The organism is Pseudomonas sp. PA-1-6B (genome assembly GCF_021609545.1).
Classification (GTDB): Bacteria; Pseudomonadota; Gammaproteobacteria; order Pseudomonadales; family Pseudomonadaceae; genus Aquipseudomonas; species Aquipseudomonas fluorescens_BV.
The window spans coordinates 1-20,202 of the sequence record NZ_WJZM01000039.1 but is presented as its reverse complement, the minus strand read 5'-3'; the positions used below and the strand labels follow the sequence as shown (position 1 = coordinate 20,202).

At 59.3% G+C, this 20,202-nt stretch carries 19 protein-coding genes; 10 read left to right on the top strand and 9 right to left on the bottom strand.

The window, feature by feature from the left end:
* Positions 1 to 29 precede the first annotated feature (29 nt).
* Complete coding sequence (locus GIV35_RS18360; RefSeq protein WP_096144383.1) at positions 30 to 962, top strand: proline iminopeptidase-family hydrolase; 933 nt, start codon at positions 30 to 32, stop codon at positions 960 to 962.
* A gap of 96 nt (positions 963 to 1,058) precedes the next feature.
* On the opposite strand, the gene GIV35_RS18355 is transcribed toward GIV35_RS18360, so the two are convergent.
* Positions 1,059 to 2,561: a nucleobase:cation symporter-2 family protein gene (locus tag GIV35_RS18355; protein ID WP_236264225.1), complete on the bottom strand. Its 1,503-nt coding sequence runs from the start codon at positions 2,559 to 2,561 to the stop codon at positions 1,059 to 1,061.
* A 157-nt stretch (positions 2,562 to 2,718) separates the two neighbouring features.
* Here GIV35_RS18355 and GIV35_RS18350 point away from each other — a divergent pair, with 157 nt between their 5' ends.
* A complete protein-coding gene (locus GIV35_RS18350) occupies positions 2,719 to 3,552 on the top strand; it encodes a nucleoside-binding protein (RefSeq protein ID WP_236264224.1) in 834 nt (277 codons plus the stop codon).
* A gap of 128 nt (positions 3,553 to 3,680) precedes the next feature.
* Here the strand turns inward: GIV35_RS18350 and punC are convergent, their stop codons facing one another.
* Positions 3,681 to 4,865 (bottom strand): purine nucleoside transporter PunC, encoded by a 1,185-nt coding sequence (punC, locus tag GIV35_RS18345; RefSeq protein ID WP_223024214.1) that lies wholly within the window; start codon positions 4,863 to 4,865, stop codon positions 3,681 to 3,683.
* 122 nt (positions 4,866 to 4,987) lie between these two features.
* Between punC and punR the strand changes: the two genes are divergently transcribed.
* Positions 4,988 to 5,902 (top strand): DNA-binding transcriptional activator PunR, encoded by a 915-nt coding sequence (punR, locus tag GIV35_RS18340; protein WP_073523344.1) that lies wholly within the window; start codon positions 4,988 to 4,990, stop codon positions 5,900 to 5,902.
* Positions 5,903 to 5,936: 34 nt separating this feature from the next.
* Here the strand turns inward: punR and GIV35_RS18335 are convergent, their stop codons facing one another.
* Positions 5,937 to 7,106 (bottom strand): aspartate aminotransferase family protein, encoded by a 1,170-nt coding sequence (locus GIV35_RS18335; protein ID WP_054919797.1) that lies wholly within the window; start codon positions 7,104 to 7,106, stop codon positions 5,937 to 5,939.
* Between the two features lie 102 nt (positions 7,107 to 7,208).
* Here GIV35_RS18335 and GIV35_RS18330 point away from each other — a divergent pair, with 102 nt between their 5' ends.
* On the top strand, positions 7,209 to 8,114 hold the full coding sequence (locus tag GIV35_RS18330) for a LysR family transcriptional regulator (RefSeq protein WP_200648159.1): 906 nt from the start codon (positions 7,209 to 7,211) through the stop codon (positions 8,112 to 8,114).
* On the opposite strand, the gene GIV35_RS18325 is transcribed toward GIV35_RS18330, so the two are convergent.
* Positions 8,111 to 8,734 (bottom strand): HAD family hydrolase, encoded by a 624-nt coding sequence (locus tag GIV35_RS18325; RefSeq protein WP_223024216.1) that lies wholly within the window; start codon positions 8,732 to 8,734, stop codon positions 8,111 to 8,113. The genes GIV35_RS18330 and GIV35_RS18325 overlap by 4 nt on opposite strands.
* Positions 8,735 to 9,039: 305 nt before the next feature.
* Positions 9,040 to 10,233, bottom strand: a complete 1,194-nt coding sequence (gene fabV, locus GIV35_RS18320; protein WP_032902674.1) for an enoyl-ACP reductase FabV — start codon at positions 10,231 to 10,233, stop codon at positions 9,040 to 9,042.
* Between the two features lie 276 nt (positions 10,234 to 10,509).
* On the opposite strand from fabV, the gene GIV35_RS18315 reads away from it, so the two are divergent.
* The 4 genes from GIV35_RS18315 to GIV35_RS18300 all read left to right on the top strand — a co-directional run bounded on the left by GIV35_RS18315 (position 10,510) and on the right by GIV35_RS18300 (position 13,679).
* Positions 10,510 to 11,334, top strand: a complete 825-nt coding sequence (locus GIV35_RS18315; RefSeq protein WP_032900476.1) for an aspartyl/asparaginyl beta-hydroxylase domain-containing protein — start codon at positions 10,510 to 10,512, stop codon at positions 11,332 to 11,334.
* 148 nt (positions 11,335 to 11,482) lie between these two features.
* Positions 11,483 to 12,856 carry a nucleotide 5'-monophosphate nucleosidase PpnN gene (gene ppnN / locus GIV35_RS18310; RefSeq protein ID WP_032892811.1) on the top strand — a complete coding sequence of 458 codons (1,374 nt, stop codon included), beginning with the start codon at positions 11,483 to 11,485 and terminating at the stop codon, positions 12,854 to 12,856.
* Between the two features lie 173 nt (positions 12,857 to 13,029).
* On the top strand, positions 13,030 to 13,287 hold the full coding sequence (locus GIV35_RS18305) for an AbrB/MazE/SpoVT family DNA-binding domain-containing protein (protein WP_014717595.1): 258 nt from the start codon (positions 13,030 to 13,032) through the stop codon (positions 13,285 to 13,287).
* A complete protein-coding gene (locus tag GIV35_RS18300) occupies positions 13,284 to 13,679 on the top strand; it encodes a PIN domain-containing protein (RefSeq protein WP_060764553.1) in 396 nt (131 codons plus the stop codon). Before GIV35_RS18305 ends, GIV35_RS18300 begins: the two co-directional genes overlap by 4 nt.
* Positions 13,680 to 13,733: 54 nt before the next feature.
* Here the strand turns inward: GIV35_RS18300 and GIV35_RS18295 are convergent, their stop codons facing one another.
* Both GIV35_RS18295 and mqo read right to left on the bottom strand, forming a co-directional pair.
* A complete protein-coding gene (locus GIV35_RS18295; RefSeq protein ID WP_069557155.1) occupies positions 13,734 to 14,063 on the bottom strand; it encodes a YXWGXW repeat-containing protein in 330 nt (109 codons plus the stop codon).
* 189 nt (positions 14,064 to 14,252) lie between these two features.
* Positions 14,253 to 15,899, bottom strand: coding sequence for a malate dehydrogenase (quinone) (gene mqo, locus GIV35_RS18290; RefSeq protein ID WP_034135222.1), 1,647 nt, complete (start codon positions 15,897 to 15,899; stop codon positions 14,253 to 14,255).
* A 482-nt stretch (positions 15,900 to 16,381) separates the two neighbouring features.
* On the opposite strand from mqo, the gene GIV35_RS18285 reads away from it, so the two are divergent.
* Positions 16,382 to 17,569: an MFS transporter gene (locus GIV35_RS18285; protein ID WP_105226191.1), complete on the top strand. Its 1,188-nt coding sequence runs from the start codon at positions 16,382 to 16,384 to the stop codon at positions 17,567 to 17,569.
* Between the two features lie 537 nt (positions 17,570 to 18,106).
* Here the strand turns inward: GIV35_RS18285 and GIV35_RS18280 are convergent.
* Both GIV35_RS18280 and GIV35_RS18275 read right to left on the bottom strand, forming a co-directional pair.
* Entirely contained in the window at positions 18,107 to 18,325 is a 219-nt protein-coding gene (locus GIV35_RS18280) for a hypothetical protein (RefSeq protein WP_105226190.1), read from the bottom strand.
* Between the two features lie 146 nt (positions 18,326 to 18,471).
* Positions 18,472 to 18,774, bottom strand: coding sequence for a DUF6124 family protein (locus GIV35_RS18275; RefSeq protein ID WP_236264223.1), 303 nt, complete (start codon positions 18,772 to 18,774; stop codon positions 18,472 to 18,474).
* 242 nt (positions 18,775 to 19,016) lie between these two features.
* On the opposite strand from GIV35_RS18275, the gene GIV35_RS18270 reads away from it, so the two are divergent.
* Positions 19,017 to 20,021: a hypothetical protein gene (locus GIV35_RS18270; protein ID WP_236264221.1), complete on the top strand. Its 1,005-nt coding sequence runs from the start codon at positions 19,017 to 19,019 to the stop codon at positions 20,019 to 20,021.
* Positions 20,022 to 20,202: the final 181 nt, after the last annotated feature.

Here is a 20,202-nt window from a genome sequence, read left to right as displayed (position 1 = left end):
TGATCCTTTTTTTCAGAGCAGGGTACGAAATGGAATTCATCGAAAAAGTTCGCGAAGGCTACGCGCCCTTTGGCGCCTATCAGACCTGGTATCGCGTCACGGGCGACCTGACCACAGGCCGCACGCCCTTGGTGATCATCCATGGCGGCCCGGGCTGCACCCACGATTACGTCGACGCCTTCAAGGACGTCGCCGCCAGCGGCCACGCGGTCATCCACTACGACCAATTGGGCAACGGCCGCTCCACGCACTTGCCGGAGAAAGACCCGTCGTTCTGGACCATCGGCCTGTTCCTCGACGAGTTGAACAACCTGCTGGACCACCTGCAAATCAGTGAGAACTACGCGATCCTCGGTCAGTCCTGGGGCGGCATGCTCGGCAGCGAACACGCGATCTTGCAACCCAAGGGCCTGCGCGCGTTTATCCCTGCCAACTCTCCCACCTGCATGCGCACCTGGGTCAGCGAAGCCAACCGCCTGCGCAAGCTGTTGCCTGAAGGCGTGCATGAAACCCTGCTCAAGCACGAGCAGGCCGGCACCTACCAAGACCCGCAATACCTGGCGGCCTCACGGATTTTCTATGACCAGCATGTGTGCCGGGTCAACCCGTGGCCCGAAGAAGTGGCGCGCACCTTCGCCCAGGTGGATGCCGACCCGACGGTGTACCACGCCATGAGCGGCCCGACCGAATTTCACGTGATTGGCAGCTTGAAGGACTGGAATGTGATCGGCCGCCTGTCAGCCATCAAGGTGCCCACCCTGGTGATTTCCGGTCGACATGACGAAGCCACACCGTTGGTGGTCAAGCCGTTCCTGGATGAGATAGCGGATGTGCGCTGGGCACTGTTTGAAGACTCCAGCCACATGCCCCATGTGGAAGAACGCCAGGCGTGCATGGGGACGGTGGTGAAGTTTCTGGATGAGGCGTGTTCGTTGCCGCACAAAGCCCTCAAGGCCGGCTGAATCCCTGTGGGAGCTGGCTTGCCTGCGATAGCGCCGGTGAAATCACCATCGCTATCGCAGGCAAGCCAGCTCCCACAGGGTACACGGGGTCGCTCGTTAAACCTCGCTGGTCTCAGGCTTGGATGTTTTCCTCAGGGCATCGGCCACCAACGGAATCTCCTTACCTTCGGCATCAAACAACTTCCCACCCCGGTAGTAATCCCCATCACGCAACGCGGCCACGTCGCGAAAGCACAAGCTGCGCTCAGTCCCCGCCACAAACACTGACTGCTGGTCCGAGTTGCCGGCGGTGAAGTGGTTGAACGCCAGGTTCAGCAATATTGCCATGATTGCCGACGAGCTGATGCCCGAGTGGAAGATGGTCGCGAACCAGCTTGGAAACTGATCGTAGAAGCTCGGCGCGGCGATGGGGATCATGCCGAAGCCGATAGAGGTGGCAACGATGATCAGGTTCATGTTGTTGCGGTAATCCACCTTGGACAGCGTGCGAATCCCACTGGCCGCCACTGTGCCGAACAACACAATCCCGGCGCCGCCCAACACGGAGGTGGGCACGGCCGCGATCACCCGCCCCATGAATGGCAGCAGGCCGAGCACCACCAGGAACACCCCGCCAGTGGCCACCACAAACCGACTCTTGACCCCTGTCACCGCCACCAGGCCGACGTTCTGGGCGAACGCGCTCTGGGTAAACGAACCGAAGATCGGCGCGAACATGCTCGACAACATGTCGGCACGCAAGCCGTTGCCCAGGCGCTTGGAGTCCACCTTGGTGTCGATGATCTCGCCCACTGCCAGGATATCCGCCGACGTTTCCACCAGCGTCACCATTACCACGATGCACATGGAAATGATCGCCGCCACATGGAAGGTGGGCATGCCGAAGTGAAAGGGTGTGGGGAAACCGAACATCGGCCCCTGCACCACACCGGAGAAGTCCGCCATGCCGAGCAGCACCGCGATCACCGTGCCGATCACCATGGCCAGCAGGATCGACAAGCGAGAGATGGTTGCGCTGCCGATCTTGCTCAGCAGCAGCACCAGCACCAGGGTCAGCGCGGCCAGGCCGATGTTGGACATGCTGCCAAAATCTGCCGCCCGGCTGTTGCCACCCATGGCCCAGCGCGCCGCTACGGGCATCAGGGTCAGGCCGATGGTGGTAATCACAATGCCCGTCACCAGCGGTGGAAAAAACTTGGTGATCCTTGAGAACACCGGGGTAATCAATAAACCGATAAAGGACGCGGCCATCACCGCGCCGAGAATCGCTGGCACACCACCAGCACCGTCGCTGCCGACAATCGCCACCATGGTCGCCACACCCGCGAACGACACGCCCTGCACCAGCGGCAACTGACAGCCGAAGAACGGCAGGCCCAGGGTTTGCAACAGCGTGGCCAGGCCACCGGCAAACAGCGACGCAGCAATCAGCAAGCCGATATCCGCCGGCGACAACCCGGCGGCCTGGCCGACGATCAACGGCACGGCGACGATGCCGCCATACATGGTGAGCACATGCTGCAGGCCGTAAGCCATGTTGGCGGCGACGCCCAGATTTTCATCTTCGGGCCGCTGCGGTGACGCCTTCGGGATAGTCATGGTGAGGGGTTCTCTGTTTTTGTTGTGCGCTCACTGTATGCAATGTCCAGACTGTATGTCCATAGAGTTGTATACAATCAATCGAACAAGATACCCTCCAACGGCGTTACAAAAACAATCCGGCCGTCACGAGCCAGAACGCCAAAGGACAAAAATAATGAAAAAGGCACTACAGGGCGCCACCGTCGCATTGACCCTTCTCGGCGGCGGGGAGGCTGTTGCGGTGGAGTGGATGAACAACAGCGTCGGGTTTCGCTACGGGCAGCACTTCACCAACCCGCACAACCCCGACGACTTCAGCAAGCGCATCTACAGTTTTACCCACGCCAGCGGCTACCGTTACGGCAGCAATTTCCTCAACCTCGACGTATTCCTGTCCGACAGCAGCGACCCGCGCAAGGGCACCGACCACGGTGGCAGCGAGGTGTACGCCGTGTACCGGCATCAGCTATATGCCTCACGCGTGTTCGACTTGCCGCCGGGCACGGGGCTGATCAAGGATTACGCGCTGACCCTGGGCTTCGACGCCAACCGTAACAACAACTTCGCCTCCGCCAAGAAGCGCGCCCTGGTGATTGGCCCCACGTTGAAGTTCAACACTGTCGGCGTGCTGGACCTGAGCCTGATGTACTACAAGGAAAAGAACCACACCGGCATTCCCGGCGCGCAAGAGTCGAACCACACCTTCGACGCTACCTACATGCTCAACCTGAGCTGGATGCGACCGTTCGAGGTGGGCAACCATGCGGCGAAATTCCAGGGATTTATCAATTACGTCGGGGAGAAAGGCGAGGATTACCATGGCCGCGATACGGCAGCGGAGGCCTTGATGCGTACAGCGCTGATGGTGGCGGTGCGACCGGGTAAAAGCGTCAAGCCGAACCTGTACCTGGGGGTGGGGTATGAGTACTGGCATAACAAGTTCGGGGTGGACGGCGGCCGTGGTAGCCGCACCTCGACGCCTACGCTGAACATGGAAGTAACGTTCTGACTGAAGAACCTCACTTCAAATGTGGGAGCTGGCTTGCCTGCGATAGCGGCCTGTCTGTTGGCCCATCTGGCGCTGATACACCGCTATCGCAGGCAAGCCAGCTCCTACATTTTGATCGTATTGTCAGCTCAGGCGTTGGCCAGTTCGGAAGAGTTGCCCTTCGGCCGTGCCAGCCAATACCCCAACACCGCCAGCGGCGCGGTCGCCAGCATCACAATCACCGTAATCAACAGCGGCTGCTCGATCATCGACGACACCAACAGGCTGGCCAGGAAGCACAAGCCCAATTGCAGGGTATTTTGCAGGGCCGCCGCCTTGCCGGAATTTTCCGCAAAGGGCATCAGCGCATTCGCCACCACAATCGGGTAGCTGGCGCCGTTGCACAGCGCCATCAGGCAGAACGGGATCAACAAGGTGGTCAGGGTCGGCACACTCAAGGTAGCCACCAGGTACAACGCCACCATGCTCAAGCAATAGGCGACCAGCAACCACGGCAGCAGGGTTTTACCCGGCAGGCGCTGCAAGGCACTGCGGCAACTGTAGCCGCCAACGAGAAACGCCAGGGTCGGCAGTACGTAGCTGAGGCCAATGTCATTCGGGCTGTAGCCCATGCCACCGAGGATGAACGGCGAGGCGGTCAGCCAAGCGAAGAAGCTGGCCGAACAGGCGGCGAAGATCATCACATTGCCGGTAAACACCCGCGAGGTGAGCAATTGCCCATACCCCAGGCGCACCGGGCTGCCCTTGTGCTCCGAACGCTTGGGCACATTGCGCAGAAACAAGGTCGGCACCAGCAGCAACAACGACACCACCAGCAACACGCCGAAGATTGCCTGCCAGCCAAAGTGATTCAGCACCATGGCGCCCAACAGCGGAGCCAGGGCCGGCGATAGCGACATCAACGGCATGATGCTGGCGAAGACGCGGTGGGCCTTGTCGGCCGGGTAGCGGTCGATCACCAAGGCCTGCCAGCTGACGGCGGCGGCACACACCCCAATCGCCTGCATAAAGCGCAGGGCCAGCAGTTGCGGCGCTGTCTCGCCCCAGAACATGCCCAGGCAACCGAGCACAAACAGGCTCAGGCCGGCGAGCAGGATGGGCTTGCGCCCCAGGCGGTCCGAGAGCGGCCCCCACAGCAACTGCCCCACCGCAAACCCGGCAAGGAAAATACTCAAGCTGGCGCCCACCGCGCCAGCACCAATGTTCAACTGCTCGCCCATGGCGCCAAACGCCGGCAAGTACATGTCCATGGCGAGATAACCGAGCATGCTCAGCCCCGCCAGATACCAGGTAAAACCAAAAGAATTTTTCATCGAAGCCTTGTAGATACTGCCATCAAACTATTTGCTGACTGGCGCCCATTATGAAGCTGATAATATCTGTGTGAAGCGATAATAATTGGACATTCTCATCAATAATTTTGAAGGCAGCACCTATGTGGTCGGAATATTCCCTGGATGTGGTCGACGCCGTCGCCCGTCACGGCAGCTTCAGCGCCGCCGCCCAGGAACTGCACCGCGTACCGTCGGCCATCAGCTACACCGTGCGTCAGCTCGAAGAATGGTTGGCCGTGCCGCTGTTTGTGCGTCGGCATCGCGACGTGGAACTGACCCCTGCCGGCCGCCTGTTTATCGACGAAGCCCGCGGCGTGATGAAAAAAATGCTCGGCACACGGCGCCTGTGCCAACAGGTGGCCAATGGTTGGAGCGGCCAGTTGAAGGTGGCCGTGGACTCCATCGTCAAACCCCAGCGCTGCCGGCAGTTGGTGCTCGACTTCTATCGGCAGTTTCCCGAAGTGGAATTGCTGCTCGAATACGAGGTGTACAACGGCGTGTGGGATGCGTTGGCCGATGAACGCACCGACATCGTGATCGGCGCCACCAGCGCGGTGCCGGTGGCCAGCCACTTCAGCTTCCGCGACATGGGCCTGTTGAACTGGCTGTGCGTGGTCAGCGCCCGGCACCCGCTGGCGGCGGTGGAAGGTTTGCTCAGTGATGACCAACTGCGCCCCTTTGCCTCGCTGTGCATGACCGACACCTCCCGCAACCTGCCCAAGCGCGACACCTGGACCCTGGATAACCAGCGCCGCCTGGTGGTGCCCAACTGGGCGTCGGCCCTGGATTGCCTGCGCGATGGCCTGTGTGTAGGGATGGCGCCGGCCCATCAGGTGTTGCCATGGATCGAGCGCGGGGAATTGGTGGCGCTGCAATTGAGCCGGCCATTTCCGGCCAGCCCGTCGTGTGTGGCGTGGGCGCAGAACAAACTGTCGCCGGCCATGGCGTGGTTGTTGGAGTACTTGGGCGATACGGAGACCATGAACCAGGAATGGCTGAATGGTGGTGATCTCTAAAGGCATACAGGCTCCCAAATTTTCTGATCGTATTTCAATCCAGTAGGCGGGTGATGGCCCGTACGATCATCTCCACTTCCTTGCGCTCCAGCGTCAGCGGCGGCAACAGGCGAATGACCTTGCCCCGCGTGACGTTGATCAACAGCCCATGCTCCTGCGCTGCCCGTTGGGCCAGGTCGCGGTAAGGGCTGGCCAGTTCAATGCCGATCATCAAGCCCTTGCCACGAATCGCCCGCACCTGCGGATGTTCCTCCAACTCCATCCGCAACCGCGCCAGTAAGTGTTCTCCCTGGCACGCAGCGTTCTCGAGCAAGCCTTGCTCCTGGATAATCTCCAGCACCGTACACCCGACGCGACACGCCAGCGGGTTGCCGCCAAAGGTGCTGCCATGGCTGCCTGGGGTGAACAGCTCAGCGACGGCAGCGCGGGCCAGGCAGGCGCCGATGGGCACGCCATTGCCCAGGCCTTTGGCCAGGGTCATCACGTCCGGCACGATGCCTTCGTGCTGGAAGGCAAACCAGGTGCCGGTGCGCCCGATGCCGGTCTGGATTTCGTCGAGCATCATCAGCCAGCCGTGGCGCGTGCAGTGATCGCGCATGGCTTTCAGGTAGCCTGGTGGCGCCACCAACACACCACTTTCACCTTGGATTGGTTCAAGCAGTACCGCCGCGATGCGTGTACCGAACTGCGCGGTGACCGCCTCCAGAGCCGCCATGTCGCCAAACCCAATCTTGATGAAATCGCCGGGCAGACGCTGGAACCCCAGGCGCACCGAAGGCCCGTCGCTGGCGGCCATGGTGCCCAGCGTGCGGCCGTGAAAGGCGTTCTCCATCACGACCACCAACGGCTGTTCGATGCCTTTTTTCCAGCCATGCAAACGCGCCAACTTCAGCGCTGTCTCGTTGGCCTCGGCGCCGGAATTGTTGAAGAACGCGCGGTCCAGCCCGGACAGTTGGGCCAGGCGCCGGGCCAATTGTTGTTGCCAGTCGATGCTGTAGAGGTTGGAGGTGTGCAGCAGCAAGCCGGCCTGTTCGCTGATGGCGGCCACTAACCTGGGGTGGGAATGGCCAACATTGGTCACCGCCACTCCGGCCACGGCGTCCAGGTATTCGCGGCCCTGTTGGTCCCACAGGCGCGTGCCCAGCCCGCGGGTGAAGCTCAGGGCCAGGGGTTGATAAGTGCTCATCAGGCAGGCGGCGGTCATGGTCGCGGCTCCAGTGCATCGTTGGGGTGGATCAAGTATGGTTAACCACCCTCGCTGGATAAACGCAGAATTACTGCAATAACTTTAAACCAGGGCTTGATAATGGATCTGTTCCAGGCAATGTCGGTGTACGTGAAAGTCGTCGAGACCGGCAGCATGACCGCCGCCGCGCAGGAATGCGGGATTTCTACCACCATGGTGGGCAACCATCTGCGAGCGCTGGAACAACGGCTTGGCGTCAGCTTGCTCAAACGCACCACGCGCAAACAAAACCTCACCGAATTTGGCGGGCAGTATTATCAGCGCTGCCTGGAAGTGCTGGGGCTGGTGGCCGACTCCGAGCTACTGGCCGAGCAGGTCCACAGCGAAACCCCCAAAGGCAGCCTGCGCATCACCGCGCCCCCGGTGTTCGGCACCGAACGCCTAGTGCCGGCCTTGAGTGAGTTTTCCCAGCGCTACCCACTTATCGACCTGTACGTGGTGATGAGCAATGAGCGCATGGACCTGGTCGACAGCGGTTTTGACGTGGCGATCCGTCTCGGCGAACTGGAAAGCTCCAGCCTGATCGCCCGGCCTCTGCAGGCCTATACCCTCACCCTTTGCGCCTCCCCTGCCTACCTGGCGCGACGCGGCACACCGCAAACCCCGGATGACCTGCAGCAGCATGACTGCCTGGCATTCGCCTACCCCGCGAACGACAACTGGCGCGATACCGATAAACTCTGGCGCATGACCGGCGATGAAGGTGAAGTGGAGGTGCCGGTGTCTGGCTCATTGACCATCAACAGCTCCCAAGGCTTGCGCCAGGCCGCCATCAACGGCATGGGCATCAGCATGTTGGCCGATGCCCTGGTGCAACCAGACCTGGAGAGCGGCAAGCTGGTGGCCTTGCTGACCACCTATAAACTGCCCAGCCGCCCCATGCACCTGATGTATCGCCAGGACCGCTATCGCCTGCCCAAGCTGCGGGCGTTCGTCGACTTTGTGATGGAGAAATGGACGCGCTAGAACGCCACGCCCAACTCACGCAAACGCGCGGCGGTGCGCTCGGCCGATACGTGGTGAATGCCCTGCCAGCCCACCGCGATGGCGGCCTCGATATTGCCGGCGACGTCGTCGATAAACACCACTTCACTGGCCTGTATGTCTGGCAAGTGTTCACGCACCTGAATGAGGCTGGCGTGGTAGATCGCCGGGTCAGGCTTGATCAACTTCACCTCGCCAGACACCAGAATATTGCGAAAACGCTTCAGAAATGGATAGTTGGCCCGGGCGTAAGGGAAGGTTTCAGATGACCAGTTGGTGAGCCCGAACAGCGGCATCTCAACCTGATGCAACGCTTCGAGAATCGCCACGCCCTCGGGTAATTCAGCCCGCAGCATTTCGGGCCAGCGCTCGTAATAAGCCTGGATCAGGGTCTTGTGTTCGGGGTATTGGGCAACCAGGGTGCGGGTGGCTTCGGCCAGGGAGCGACCGGCATCTTGCTCGGTGTTCCAGTCCTGGGTACAGATGGTGTCGAGGAACCACTGGCGCTCAACGTCGTCGGCAATCAGCTTGCGGTACAGGTGTTGCGGGCTCCAGTCGAACAGGACACCGCCGAAATCAAAAACTACTGCACGAATCGTCATCAGATCCTCCGTTAGCGTGGCTTGATAGCTGCTGGAGTCTGACAGATCTGAAAGAAGGAGGCGCCCGCCGAGGTGTAAGAAGTGTCTGAAAAGACAGGTGGGAGGAGGCATGGCCTCATTGAGCGAACGCAATGCTCTAAACAACGAAGATCAAATGTGGGAGCTGGCTTGCCTGCGAAAGCGGTCGTACAGCCTCAGATGCTGCGACTGACACACCGCCTTCGCGGGCAAGCCCGCTCCCACAGGGGATTTGCGTTAACTGACTGGCATCAGGGCAAGCCAGTTCCCACCTTATTGACCGCGTTTTAAGCTTGAATCAGGCCGTTGATTTTGACGGTCGGGTTCACATCCGCGTCGTAATCCACGCCGTCGACCTCAAAGCCAAACAAGCGCAGGAACTCGGCCTTGTAACCGGCAAAATCGCTGATCTCGTTGACGTTGTCGTCGGTCACCTGGTTCCACAGCGCGGCCACGGCGTCCTGGACCTTCGGCTCCAGCTCGGCCAGGTCGGCACGCAGGCGGCCATCGGCGTCGAGTTTCGGCTCGCTGCCGTACAGGCTGTCCTTGAACAGGCCGTAGACCTGCTCGATGCAGCCTTCATGGGTGCCCTGCTCTTTCATCACCTTGAACAGCAGCGACAGGTACAGCGGCATGATCGGGATCGCCGAGCTGGCCTGGGTGACCACGGCCTTGAGCACCGACACACGGGCGTCGCCCTTGAGCGCAGCGAGGTTTTCGCGCAGGGTCAAAACTTTCTTGTCCAGGTCTTTCTTGGCTTCGCCGATGGAGCCGTTCCAGTAGATGTCCTGGGTCAGCTTCTCACCGAGGTACGTGAACGCGGTGGTCTTGGCGCCTTCGGCCAATACATCGGCGTCACGCAGGGCGTCGATCCACAGCTGCCAGTCTTCGCCGCCCATGACCTTCACGGTACCGTCGATTTCTTCCTGGGTCGCAGGCTCAAGCGTGGTGTCGACTACCACGCCCTTGTCGGTGTTGATCCCGCGCAGGGTCACGGCCTTGCCGATTGGCTTGAGAGTGGAGTTGTGCACCACGCCTTGCGGGTCGGTACGGCGTGGGGCGGCCAGGCTGTAGACCACCAGATCGATCTTGCCCAGGTCTTTCTTGATGGTCTCGATGGTCAGGCGCTTGATCTCGTCGGAGAACGCGTCGCCGTTGATGCTCTTGGCGTACAGGCCTTTTTCCACGGCAAACTTCTCGAACGCCGCGCTGTTGTACCAGCCGGCGGAGCTCAGTTTGCCTTCTTCGCCTTCTTTCTCAAAAAACACGCCCAAGGTGTCGGCGCCGCAGCCAAACGCAGCACTGATGCGCGCGGCCAGGCCGTAGCCGGTGGAGGCACCGAGGACCAGGACCTTTTTAGGGCCGCCCTCGATGACGCCGTTTTTGGTTACGTAGTCGATCTGCTCTTTGACGTTCGCTTCACAGCCAACAGGGTGAGCGGTCACACAGATAAAGCCACGAACCCGCGGTTTGATGATCATAAAAATGTCTGCCTCTTCCAAGGTGCCGAAGGCCAATAGTGGCCATTCAACTTCAATCGTACCGGTCTATGACGCCTGAAAAACCGAAGCGTCACGATAGTCGCAAATCTTCTGTTCTCAAAATTCAATCCACAAAACGTCGGAGCCTGCACGGCAACGGTTACAAATTGTGCAGCAGCTTCACAATTTCACCCTATTTAAAAACGCCTGCCGGCGGCAGAAACCCCTATGATGACGATATTGTTTCAATATGTTTCGGCTTTGGAGCCTCGTTTCATGAGCAAAAATGCTGTCGGCAAGAAGCTGGTGTCCCTGGCGTGGGTACTCGGCGTTCTGCTGTTGATCTATTGTTTCCCGCGCAGTTGCCTGGTGTTTCTGCTGTTGGTGGTGTGCTGCGGCGTTTATGACTTCCTGCGTAACGGCCTATACGACCGCGACACCATCAAAAAGTATTTTATCGGCAACGGTCGTAATACCTGGGTGCTGGCACCGTTCAACACCCTGCTCGACCTGCTCAGCAGCCGCAACCGGCATGTCTACACCATGAACGACCTGCCACCGGCCTGGCGCGAAGACCTGCAACAGGTGATCGACGACGCCATGGCCCGCAAGGATGAAATCATCAGCTATCTGGACGAGCGCATGGCCGAGAAGAAACGCGGCATGTTGTTCTTCCAGTGGTACGGTCGCCCGATCGAAACCACCCTGGATATCCCGCAACTGCGCAAAAAACTGCCATTTGTGAAAACCATCGGTGTCTCGGTGTTCAACGAAAACCGCTCGACGTCCTTCCACTTCGGCCCCCTGCGCATGATGTTCCGTGTGCTCTACAACATGGCGCCGGCACCGCACCATGAAGGTGTGTACATCCAGGTGGGCAAGCACAAGCACTACTGGCACGACGACCCGCTGTTTATCTTCGATGACACGCTGATGCATGCGTCCTTCAACAAAAACGACGCCAAGCGCTACTGCCTGTTCATCGACATCGTGCGCCCGACCTTGCTGCCCTCGGTGCTCAACGCCGTGATCGCAGGGTTTGCCGGCCTGGTCTTTACCCTGCGTCGGGTTTTCTACAAAAACTGGAAGCTGATTCAGTAAGTTCTGCGGCATGATGGTGTTGGACGGCATTTGCGCTGGGCCTTGCGCCTGAGGTAAATAACCGTCTCGTGCGACCTTAATTGGCGCTCACCATTCTCAAGCCATCGCCCCCAAACGGGCGCGGTGGCTGTGCTTTCAAGGAATCAGAATGCCCCAACGTCAAGTCATCAACGCCTCCGTCAGCCCCAAGGGCAGCCTCGAAACCCTGTCCCAGCGTGAAGTGCAGCAACTGAGCGAAGCCGGTACCGGCAGCATCTACACCCTGTTCCGCCAATGTGCCCTGGCGATTCTCAACACCGGCGCGCATATCGACAACGCCAAGACCATCCTCGACGCCTACAAAGACTTTGAAGTGCGGATTCACCAGCAGGACCGCGGCGTACGCCTGGAACTGCTCAATGCCCCGGCCGATGCCTTCGTCGATGGCGAAATGATTGCCAGCACCCGCGAAATGCTGTTCAGCGCCCTTCGCGACATCGTCTACACCGAGAACGAGCTGGATAGCCAGCGTATCGACCTGAGCAACTCCCAAGGCATCACCGATTACGTGTTCCACCTGCTGCGCAACGCCCGTACGCTGCGCCCGGGTGTGGAGCCGAAGATCGTGGTGTGCTGGGGCGGCCATTCGATCAACACCGAAGAATACAAATACACCAAGAAAGTCGGGCACGAACTGGGCCTGCGCAGCCTCGACGTGTGCACCGGTTGCGGCCCCGGCGTAATGAAAGGCCCGATGAAGGGCGCAACCATTTCCCACGCCAAGCAGCGCATCACCAATGGCCGTTACCTGGGCTTGACCGAACCAGGCATCATCGCTGCCGAAGCGCCGAACCCCATCGTTAACGAGCTGGTGATTTTGCCGGACATCGAAAAGCGCCTGGAAGCCTTCGTGCGTGTGGGCCACGGCATCATCATCTTCCCCGGCGGCGCCGGCACTGCAGAGGAATTCCTGTACCTGCTCGGCATCCTCATGCACCCGGACAACCGCGACCTACCGTTCCCGGTGGTGCTCACCGGGCCGAAACATGCCGCGCCTTACCTGGAACAATTGCACGCGTTCGTCGGCGCCACCCTGGGCGAAGCGGCGCAGAAGCATTACCAGATCATCATCGACGACCCGGCTGAAGTGGCCCGCCAGATGACCACCGGCCTCAAGGCGGTGAAGCAATTCCGCCGCGAGCGTAACGACGCGTTCCACTTCAACTGGCTGCTGAAGATCGACGAAGGCTTCCAGCGCCCGTTCGACCCCACCCACGAAAACATGGCCAGCCTGCAACTCAACCACGCGCTGCCGGCCCATGAACTGGCGGCCAACCTGCGCCGGGCGTTCTCGGGGATCGTGGCGGGTAACGTCAAAGACAAGGGTATTCGCCTGATCGAAGAAAACGGCCCGTATGAGATTCACGGCGACCCGGCCATCATGAAACCGCTGGATGAGCTGCTGAAGGCCTTCGTGGCCCAGCACCGCATGAAGTTGCCAGGCGGCGCGGCCTATGTGCCGTGCTATCGCGTGGTGCAATAAGGCCGCGGCGGTCAGTCATAGTTTGTATCCGTTTGGGGCATGGCCCGGCGTGTGAGGCTCGAGAGTTCGGACTAGGGTTTTACTATTCCCAACTCACCTACCTCAACGAGCGACCTATGGACCAACGGATATTGTCCTCTGTCATTCCTTACCCTATGGTAAGGAATATCACGATGGAGATCTTCACTATGGCCACCGCCACACTCACTTCAAAAGGGCAAATCACCATCCCTGTCCAGGTCAGGACGGCCCTGGGCCTGGAAACAGGCGACCGGGTGGAATTCGTCGAAATGGAAGACGGCAAGTTTTCCATGATTGCCGCCAGCAAAACCGTCAAGGACCTCAAGGGTTTGATCCGCAAGCCTGCCCATGCCGTGTCTATCGAAGACATGAACCGCGCCATCGCGGCCCAGGGAGCAAGCGCTGGATGATCGGCCTGGATACCAACGTATTGGTGCGTTATGTAACCCAGGATGACCCGGTCCAATCCGCAAAGGCGTCCCAACTCATCGAATCACTTACCGCCGCCTCGCCAGGCTTTGTCAGCCTGGTGACGCTTACGGAGCTGGTGTGGGTGCTGCAGTCCTGCTACCAGTCGGCCAAAAGCGAGGTGGTGATGGTGTTGGAAACCTTATTGCACACGCGGGAACTGACCGTCGAGCACGCCGATATCATCTGGCAGGCATTGCGCAAGTTCACCGCAGGCAAAGCCGACTTTGCCGACTGCCTGGTTGAACGCTGCGGCCATGCGGCGGGCTGCGAGTACACCGCCACCTTTGATCTGAACGCGGCCAAGGCAGCGGGGATGAAACGGCTCGGCTAGCCCGTATTTTTTGTAGGAGCAAGCTTGCTCCTACAGAAGAGAGAGGAGGTTTGGTCAGCGTATCCAGCCACCGACCTGCCAATGGTAGCCATCACTACGCTGCACCCAGTGCGGATGCACGTAGCGATAGCCCTGGCGCACCGGCTCCCAATGGCCATGCACTGCCACATAACGCCCGCCTTCCCAACGCCAGTAACCGCGTGACCAGATATAACCTTCGCGCACCGCAGGCTCTACTTCGATCACCTGCACCGGCGGCGGTTGCGGCGCCACCACATCAACGTACTCGTGTTGTACCGGCCTGCGCTCATGCACAACACGCTCTTGCACACACCCGGAAGCGGCGACCACCATGGCGGCCAATGCTGCATAACGTAGCAACATACAAAACCCTCGGGCGCGAACGCCCCCCACCTGCATCAGAAAGAAATCCTTCCTTTGTTGCAGCCGGGCCCTGCTTGGGCCTGGGTTATTTCTAACAGGATATGTCTGTCAAATTGCTGAACTGTTCTCGTAGCCACAAAAAAGCCCGCTGACCGTCACCGGTTCAGCGGGCTTTTTCGTGGGTGTGGCTTACAGCGCCAGGTCAGAAACCGGCTTGCTTGGCTCAGCCGCAGGCTTGGCAGCCTCGGTGGCCTGTGGAGCAGCCAGCTGCGGGATCGCAGGTGGCGGGGTCAGTTGCAGGATACCGGCGGTGTAGGCCCATTCCTTGGCAACCGCTTCAGGGCTGTCGTTCAGCTTGGTGCCGTAGCTTGGCACGATCTGGTGCAGCTTTTCCTGCCAGGCCGGGCTGGCTACTTTGTCCTTGAACACCTTTTGCAGCACGGTCAGCATGATCGGAGCCGCGGTGGACGCGCCTGGCGATGCACCCAACAGGCCGGCAATGGTGTTGTCGGCAGAGCTGACCACTTCGGTACCGAGCTTCAGCACACCGCCTTGCTCTTCGTCACGCTTGATGATCTGCACGCGCTGGCCGGCTTGCCACAGGCGCCAGTCCGATTGCTTGGCGTTCGGGAAGTACTCTTGCAGCGCCTTGAAGCGGTCGTCATCGGACAGCATCAGTTGGCCGGCGAGGTACTCGACCAGTGGGTATTCACGAATACCGACTTTGGTCATGGGCCAGATGTTGTGGGTGGTGGTGCTGGTCAGCAGGTCCAGGTACGAGCCTTCCTTCAGGAACTTGGTCGAGAAGGTTGCGAATGGGCCAAACAGAATCACGCGCTTGCCATCCAGCACGCGGGTGTCCAGGTGCGGAACCGACATCGGAGGCGAACCTACCGAAGCCTTACCGTAGGCCTTGGCCAGGTGCTGCTCGGCGATGGTCGGGTTCTCAGTCACCAGGAACGAACCACCAACTGGGAAGCCTGCGTATTCCTTGCCCTCAGGAATGCCCGACTTCTGCAGCAAGTGCAGGGCACCGCCGCCCGCGCCAATGAACACGAACTTGGCGTCGGTTTCAGTCTTGGTGCCGTCTTTGAGGTTTTTGTAGCTCACGCGCCACGAACCGTCGGCGTTCTTGGTGATGTCCTGCACTTCGCTCGACAGCTTCAAGTCAAACTTCGGCGTAGTTTGCAGGTGAGCGACGAACTGGCGGGTGATCTCGCCGAAGTTTACGTCGGTACCGATCGGGCTCCAGGTGGCCGCGATTTTCTGGTTGGGGTCACGCCCTTCCATCATCAACGGAACCCACTTGGCGATTTGCGCCGGGTCTTCGGAGTACTGCATGCCAGCGAACAGAGGGCTGGCTTTCAGGGCTTCGTAGCGCTTTTTCAGGAACTTGATGTTGTCATCGCCCCACACAAAGCTCATGTGCGGAGTGGAGTTGATGAACGAACGCGGGTTCTTCAACACGCCCTGCTGAACCTGCCAGGACCAGAACTGACGGGAGATCTGGAACGCTTCGTTGATCTCGACCGCTTTCGGGATCTCAACGTTGCCGTTCTTGTCTTCCGGAGTGTAGTTCAGCTCAGCCAGGGCCGAGTGACCGGTACCGGCGTTGTTCCAGCCGTTGGAGCTTTCTTCGGCCACGCCATCGAGGCGCTCGACCATCTCCATCGACCAATCCGGTTCCAGCTCATTGAGCCAGACACCCAGGGTTGCACTCATGATGCCGCCGCCGATCAGCAGCACATCGACTTTCTTCGCCTCTTCCGCGTGAACGGACGTGATCCCCATCGACAAAGCCAGCCCCAGCAGGGCAGTGTTTACTTTTTTAAACATCAGTAGCACCTATGATAAAACGCCATCCGCCCTACCGCCCCTGATCATGAGTAACCCTCGTTCACGCTACGTCAGGCAACGTACCGCGGGGTCTGCACAGTCACATAAAGGCTGCAGGGTGGGCACACAAGGCCGATGGATCGACCTCACTGTTATGTCCCTTCTGCGCTGACTTCTTATCATTATTGGCTTCAGCTACCTGGGCGACAGCCAACCGCTGGGACGTATACGGGTGTACGCACCAGGGAAAGACTAGCCCAAGACGGCGCGCAGAATATCACGCTAAACAGCGTTTATGCGCCGTTTGGCCAATTGACAGGCCTAAATCGCGGCTTTTAATGCGCCCCTGTCAAGCCTGGCAGCCGCGACCTGCGGTCACAGGCGTGGAACTCTGCCGAAAATGGCGGTTCTAGACACCTTCGTCGCGGCTTGCGTAGCATCGGCGACTGTCCTTCGTGCACACCTTTCACACAGAGTTACCCATGACTATCCAGCAAACACCCGGGCAGGTACTGCCCGCGCGCAGCGCCGCCAAAATGGAAGCGGCCATGGCCGTGGGCGCCTTCGCGATCGGCACCGGCGAATTCGCCATCATGGGCCTGATGCCCGACATCGCCCAGAACCTGGGCCTGAGCGAACCGCAAGTCGGCCACGCCATCAGCGCCTACGCCCTCGGCGTAATGGTCGGCGCCCCACTGCTGGCCATCCTCGGCGCCAAGCTGCTGCGCAAACACATGCTGCTGTTGCTGATGGGCCTGTACGCCCTGGGCAACTTCGCCACCGCGTTCACCCCCACCTTCGGCTCGCTGGTGGCCTTCCGCTTTATCAGCGGCCTGCCCCACGGCGCCTACTTCGGCATCGCCGCCGTGGTTGCCTCCAGCATGGTGCCCACCGACAAACGCGCCGGCGCCGTAGCCCGCGTGATGATGGGCCTGACCCTGGCCATGCTGCTCGGCAACCCCATCGCCACCTTCCTCGGCCAACACCTGGGCTGGCGCTCGGCGTTCGCCCTGGTCAGCGTGATCGCCCTGCTCACCATCGCCCTGGTCTGGCAATTCGTGCCCCACCGCCACGACGAACAACGCAGCGACCCACGCAAAGAACTGCGCGCCTTCACCAAACCCCAGGTGTGGATGGCCCTGTCCATCGGCGCGATTGGCTTTGCCGGGATGTTCTGCGTATTCAGCTATCTGGCGCCGACCATGCTCGAAGTGACCAAGGTCTCGCCTCAGTGGATCCCCTTCGGCCTCGCCGCGTTTGGCGTCGGCGGCATCATCGGCAACATTGCCGGCGGCAAGCTGTTTGATCGCCTGCAGTTTCGGGCGGTGGGCTTGATATTGGTGTGGTCGATGGGCGTGTTGCTGTTCTTCCCCTTCGCCGCCTCGTCGCTGTGGGGCGTGCTGCTGAGCATGGGGTTGGTGGGCACCATGGTCGCATTGGCGGCGCCGTTGCAGATTCGCTTGATGGACATCGCCCACGAAGCGCCGAGCCTGGCGGCAGCGTCCAACCATGCGGCGTTTAACCTGGCGAATGCGCTGGGACCGTGGTTTGGGGGGATGGCGATTACGGCAGGGTTGGGTTGGACCAGTACCGGCTACATCGGTGCAGCTACAGCGCTGGTGGGCCTGGGCCTTTACCTGATTGCGCGCCGGATGAAAGGCGGTCAATAACGGCTCACCTAATAGCGATCAGCTAAGCGAACACACTACTCAAAACAACGAATATCCAATGTGTGGAGCTTGCCTACGAAAGCAGTGGGTCAGTTATAGATTCAGTGACTGACATGCCGCCTTCGCGAGCAAGCCCGCTCCCACAGGGATCTGGGCCGGGCGCTGATTTTGTGGGCGATACATGACTAATGTGGGAGCTGGCTTGCCTGCGATAGCGGTGTATCAGTGACAGATGAGTTAACTGACCCACCGCCATCGCAGCATAAATATCTACACAACTTCGGCGCGACGCTGCACCTGTGGCGAGGGAGCTTGCTCCCGTGAAGCCCTGACAGCCGACGCGTATATCCCTGACTCCCACGCTCCAACTGTGGGAGCGGGCTTGCTCGCGAAGACGGCCCGACAGCCGACGAAAATGTGGGATCAGACCGCGTACCTACCCGTCATTCAAGCAACGGCAACTTAGGACTCCGCCCCAACGGCTGATCACTTTGCAAAGCGGCAAAGCAAGCAAAACGCTCTTGCCCCACCACCCCATCAATCATCATGCAACAACCCCGAACCATACTCCCCATAACTACTCCCCAACCCACTGCCACCAAAATTCATCTTGGCGGCTTTGCTGGGGCTGTGGTCCCCAAATGCCTGGCATCCACCTGAAAAGCACGGGTCACTGTTCACGCTCGGTGAAGACGAACAAGCACTCACCAGCACAGCGCCGGCGATCATCACAACTTTGACGAGGTTTGAGATCATGGTTTCAGTTCCCTATGGGCTGGAGGCGCTGGGGTCCTCTCTCGCAGGGAATCGTAGACCTCAACGGCGCAGGGAATTATGAAACTTTGCTGGGTGACAGCATGAGTTCAGGTTGCCGCCTTAGGGCAAGGCGGCAGGGTTGGTTGTCAGGCTTTGACTGAGGCGGTTACAGGCGCAACCTGCTCCTGGGCTCGGTCAACCAGCAGCGAGCTCAACTCGATTAACTGCTGAATGCCTAGGGCGATGGCGCGCTGGGAGTCGTCGAGATCGAACGCCAAGGTGGCGGCCATTTCGTTGGCGGATCCTAGGTTTTCGGCGGCGTTGGACAGAAGGTTTTCGGGGTCGAGGGTTGGGTTGACGAGGAATAGATTGTCGATTGGGCGTTCGACGGCGGCATCGACGGATGATGCGCTTTGATCAATTGAAGAACTGCGTGTGTTGTTGTGCATGGGCGAAGCTCCAAATATGTACGGGAGTTAAAAACGCCTTGCAATACCGATTTCCTCCTCCGCCCGCTGAATTTGCGGCGGCTTGAGGAGGTTAGCCATGGGCGGTCTCAGGGGCAAACCGAGAAAAGCGTAAGAAATCGCCCAGGATTTTCTTGATCTGCACCCGGTACTTTTGGCCAGAAAGCCACTACATTGCCATTATCAATACTGATAATTCGCCGAAAACGACGACAAGGACAGCAATGAGCTATATCACCCGCATTTGCCAAAATAACTCTAATTGGCAGTACCCCACCAGAAGCGCAACCGAAGCATCGAATACATTTTTCTCACAGCATGGTTACGGCCATGAGGAATGGCTTTTTCGATTCGAATGGCAAATTGGCGGCTGGCAATATAGCTTTCTTCAAGGAGTAAACAAGGGCCGGGAGTCACGACTCTTACGTGGGGAACGTGCAGGTGACGTAGTGCTCTACACCCTTACGCCTGCTGGGCGTCGTTATGTGGCTCGTATTCGCCATATCGAGTTCTTAGATGACACTCAAGGCACCGCGGCTTTAAATCACTACAAGCGCCTCGGCTGGTATGACCGCATGCTGGAGGAAATAGACACTGTACGTGGTGAGAGAACTGGTTTGGGGAACGGTGAATGGGCTCCTTACGTGTTGAACGTTCGTTTTCGCCCAGAAGATATTGAGTGGTATCCACCAAACACATTTGCCGAAGCTGCGGACCCGGTGCTGCACTACAACCGCTATCAGTTGATCGAACTTAATAACGAAGCAGTATTACCAGCGACGATTAATACGCGCCGCCCAGTTCGGAAAGGGCAGAATCTTCCGCCCATCCACGACAGTTATTTCAGGAGCGGCGCCTCGGGTCGGGAGTGCTCGCCAGAGCACGGTATAATGCAGGCGGCCTTGCATGAGGAACTGAAGGTTGAATACCCCGACGCGAACATCATCTTCGAAGATAATTTTGTAGACGTCACCGTCACGACGCAAACGGAGACCATCCTCTTCGAGGTTAAGTCAGATCTCTGTACTCGCAGAGTTTTGCGTTTGGCAATTGGCCAACTACTCGAGTACGCGTACTACTGGAATGAAGCTCCAGAAAAAACGGTTAGGCTTGTTGCAGTGGGCCGGACTGCGCTGAGCCCTGAGGACGAGAGATATCTCCAATACCTTACGGAGAAACTGAATATTCCACTCGAGTATCGCCAGGTCAAACTTCCATCGGAGACGTAAGGGCATCTCAGTAGATATCGGGATCACATTAAGTCGGGGGAAGACGCCAATCCTCCGCGTGCCCCAGACGGTAAGAGGTAATGCGGAGCGCGGAGCACACCTCCCCGACACCCAAGATCCATCCCTGATAAACTACGCCCCATTCGCCTCGCTAACTCAGATCCCCCATGCCCCTACAAAC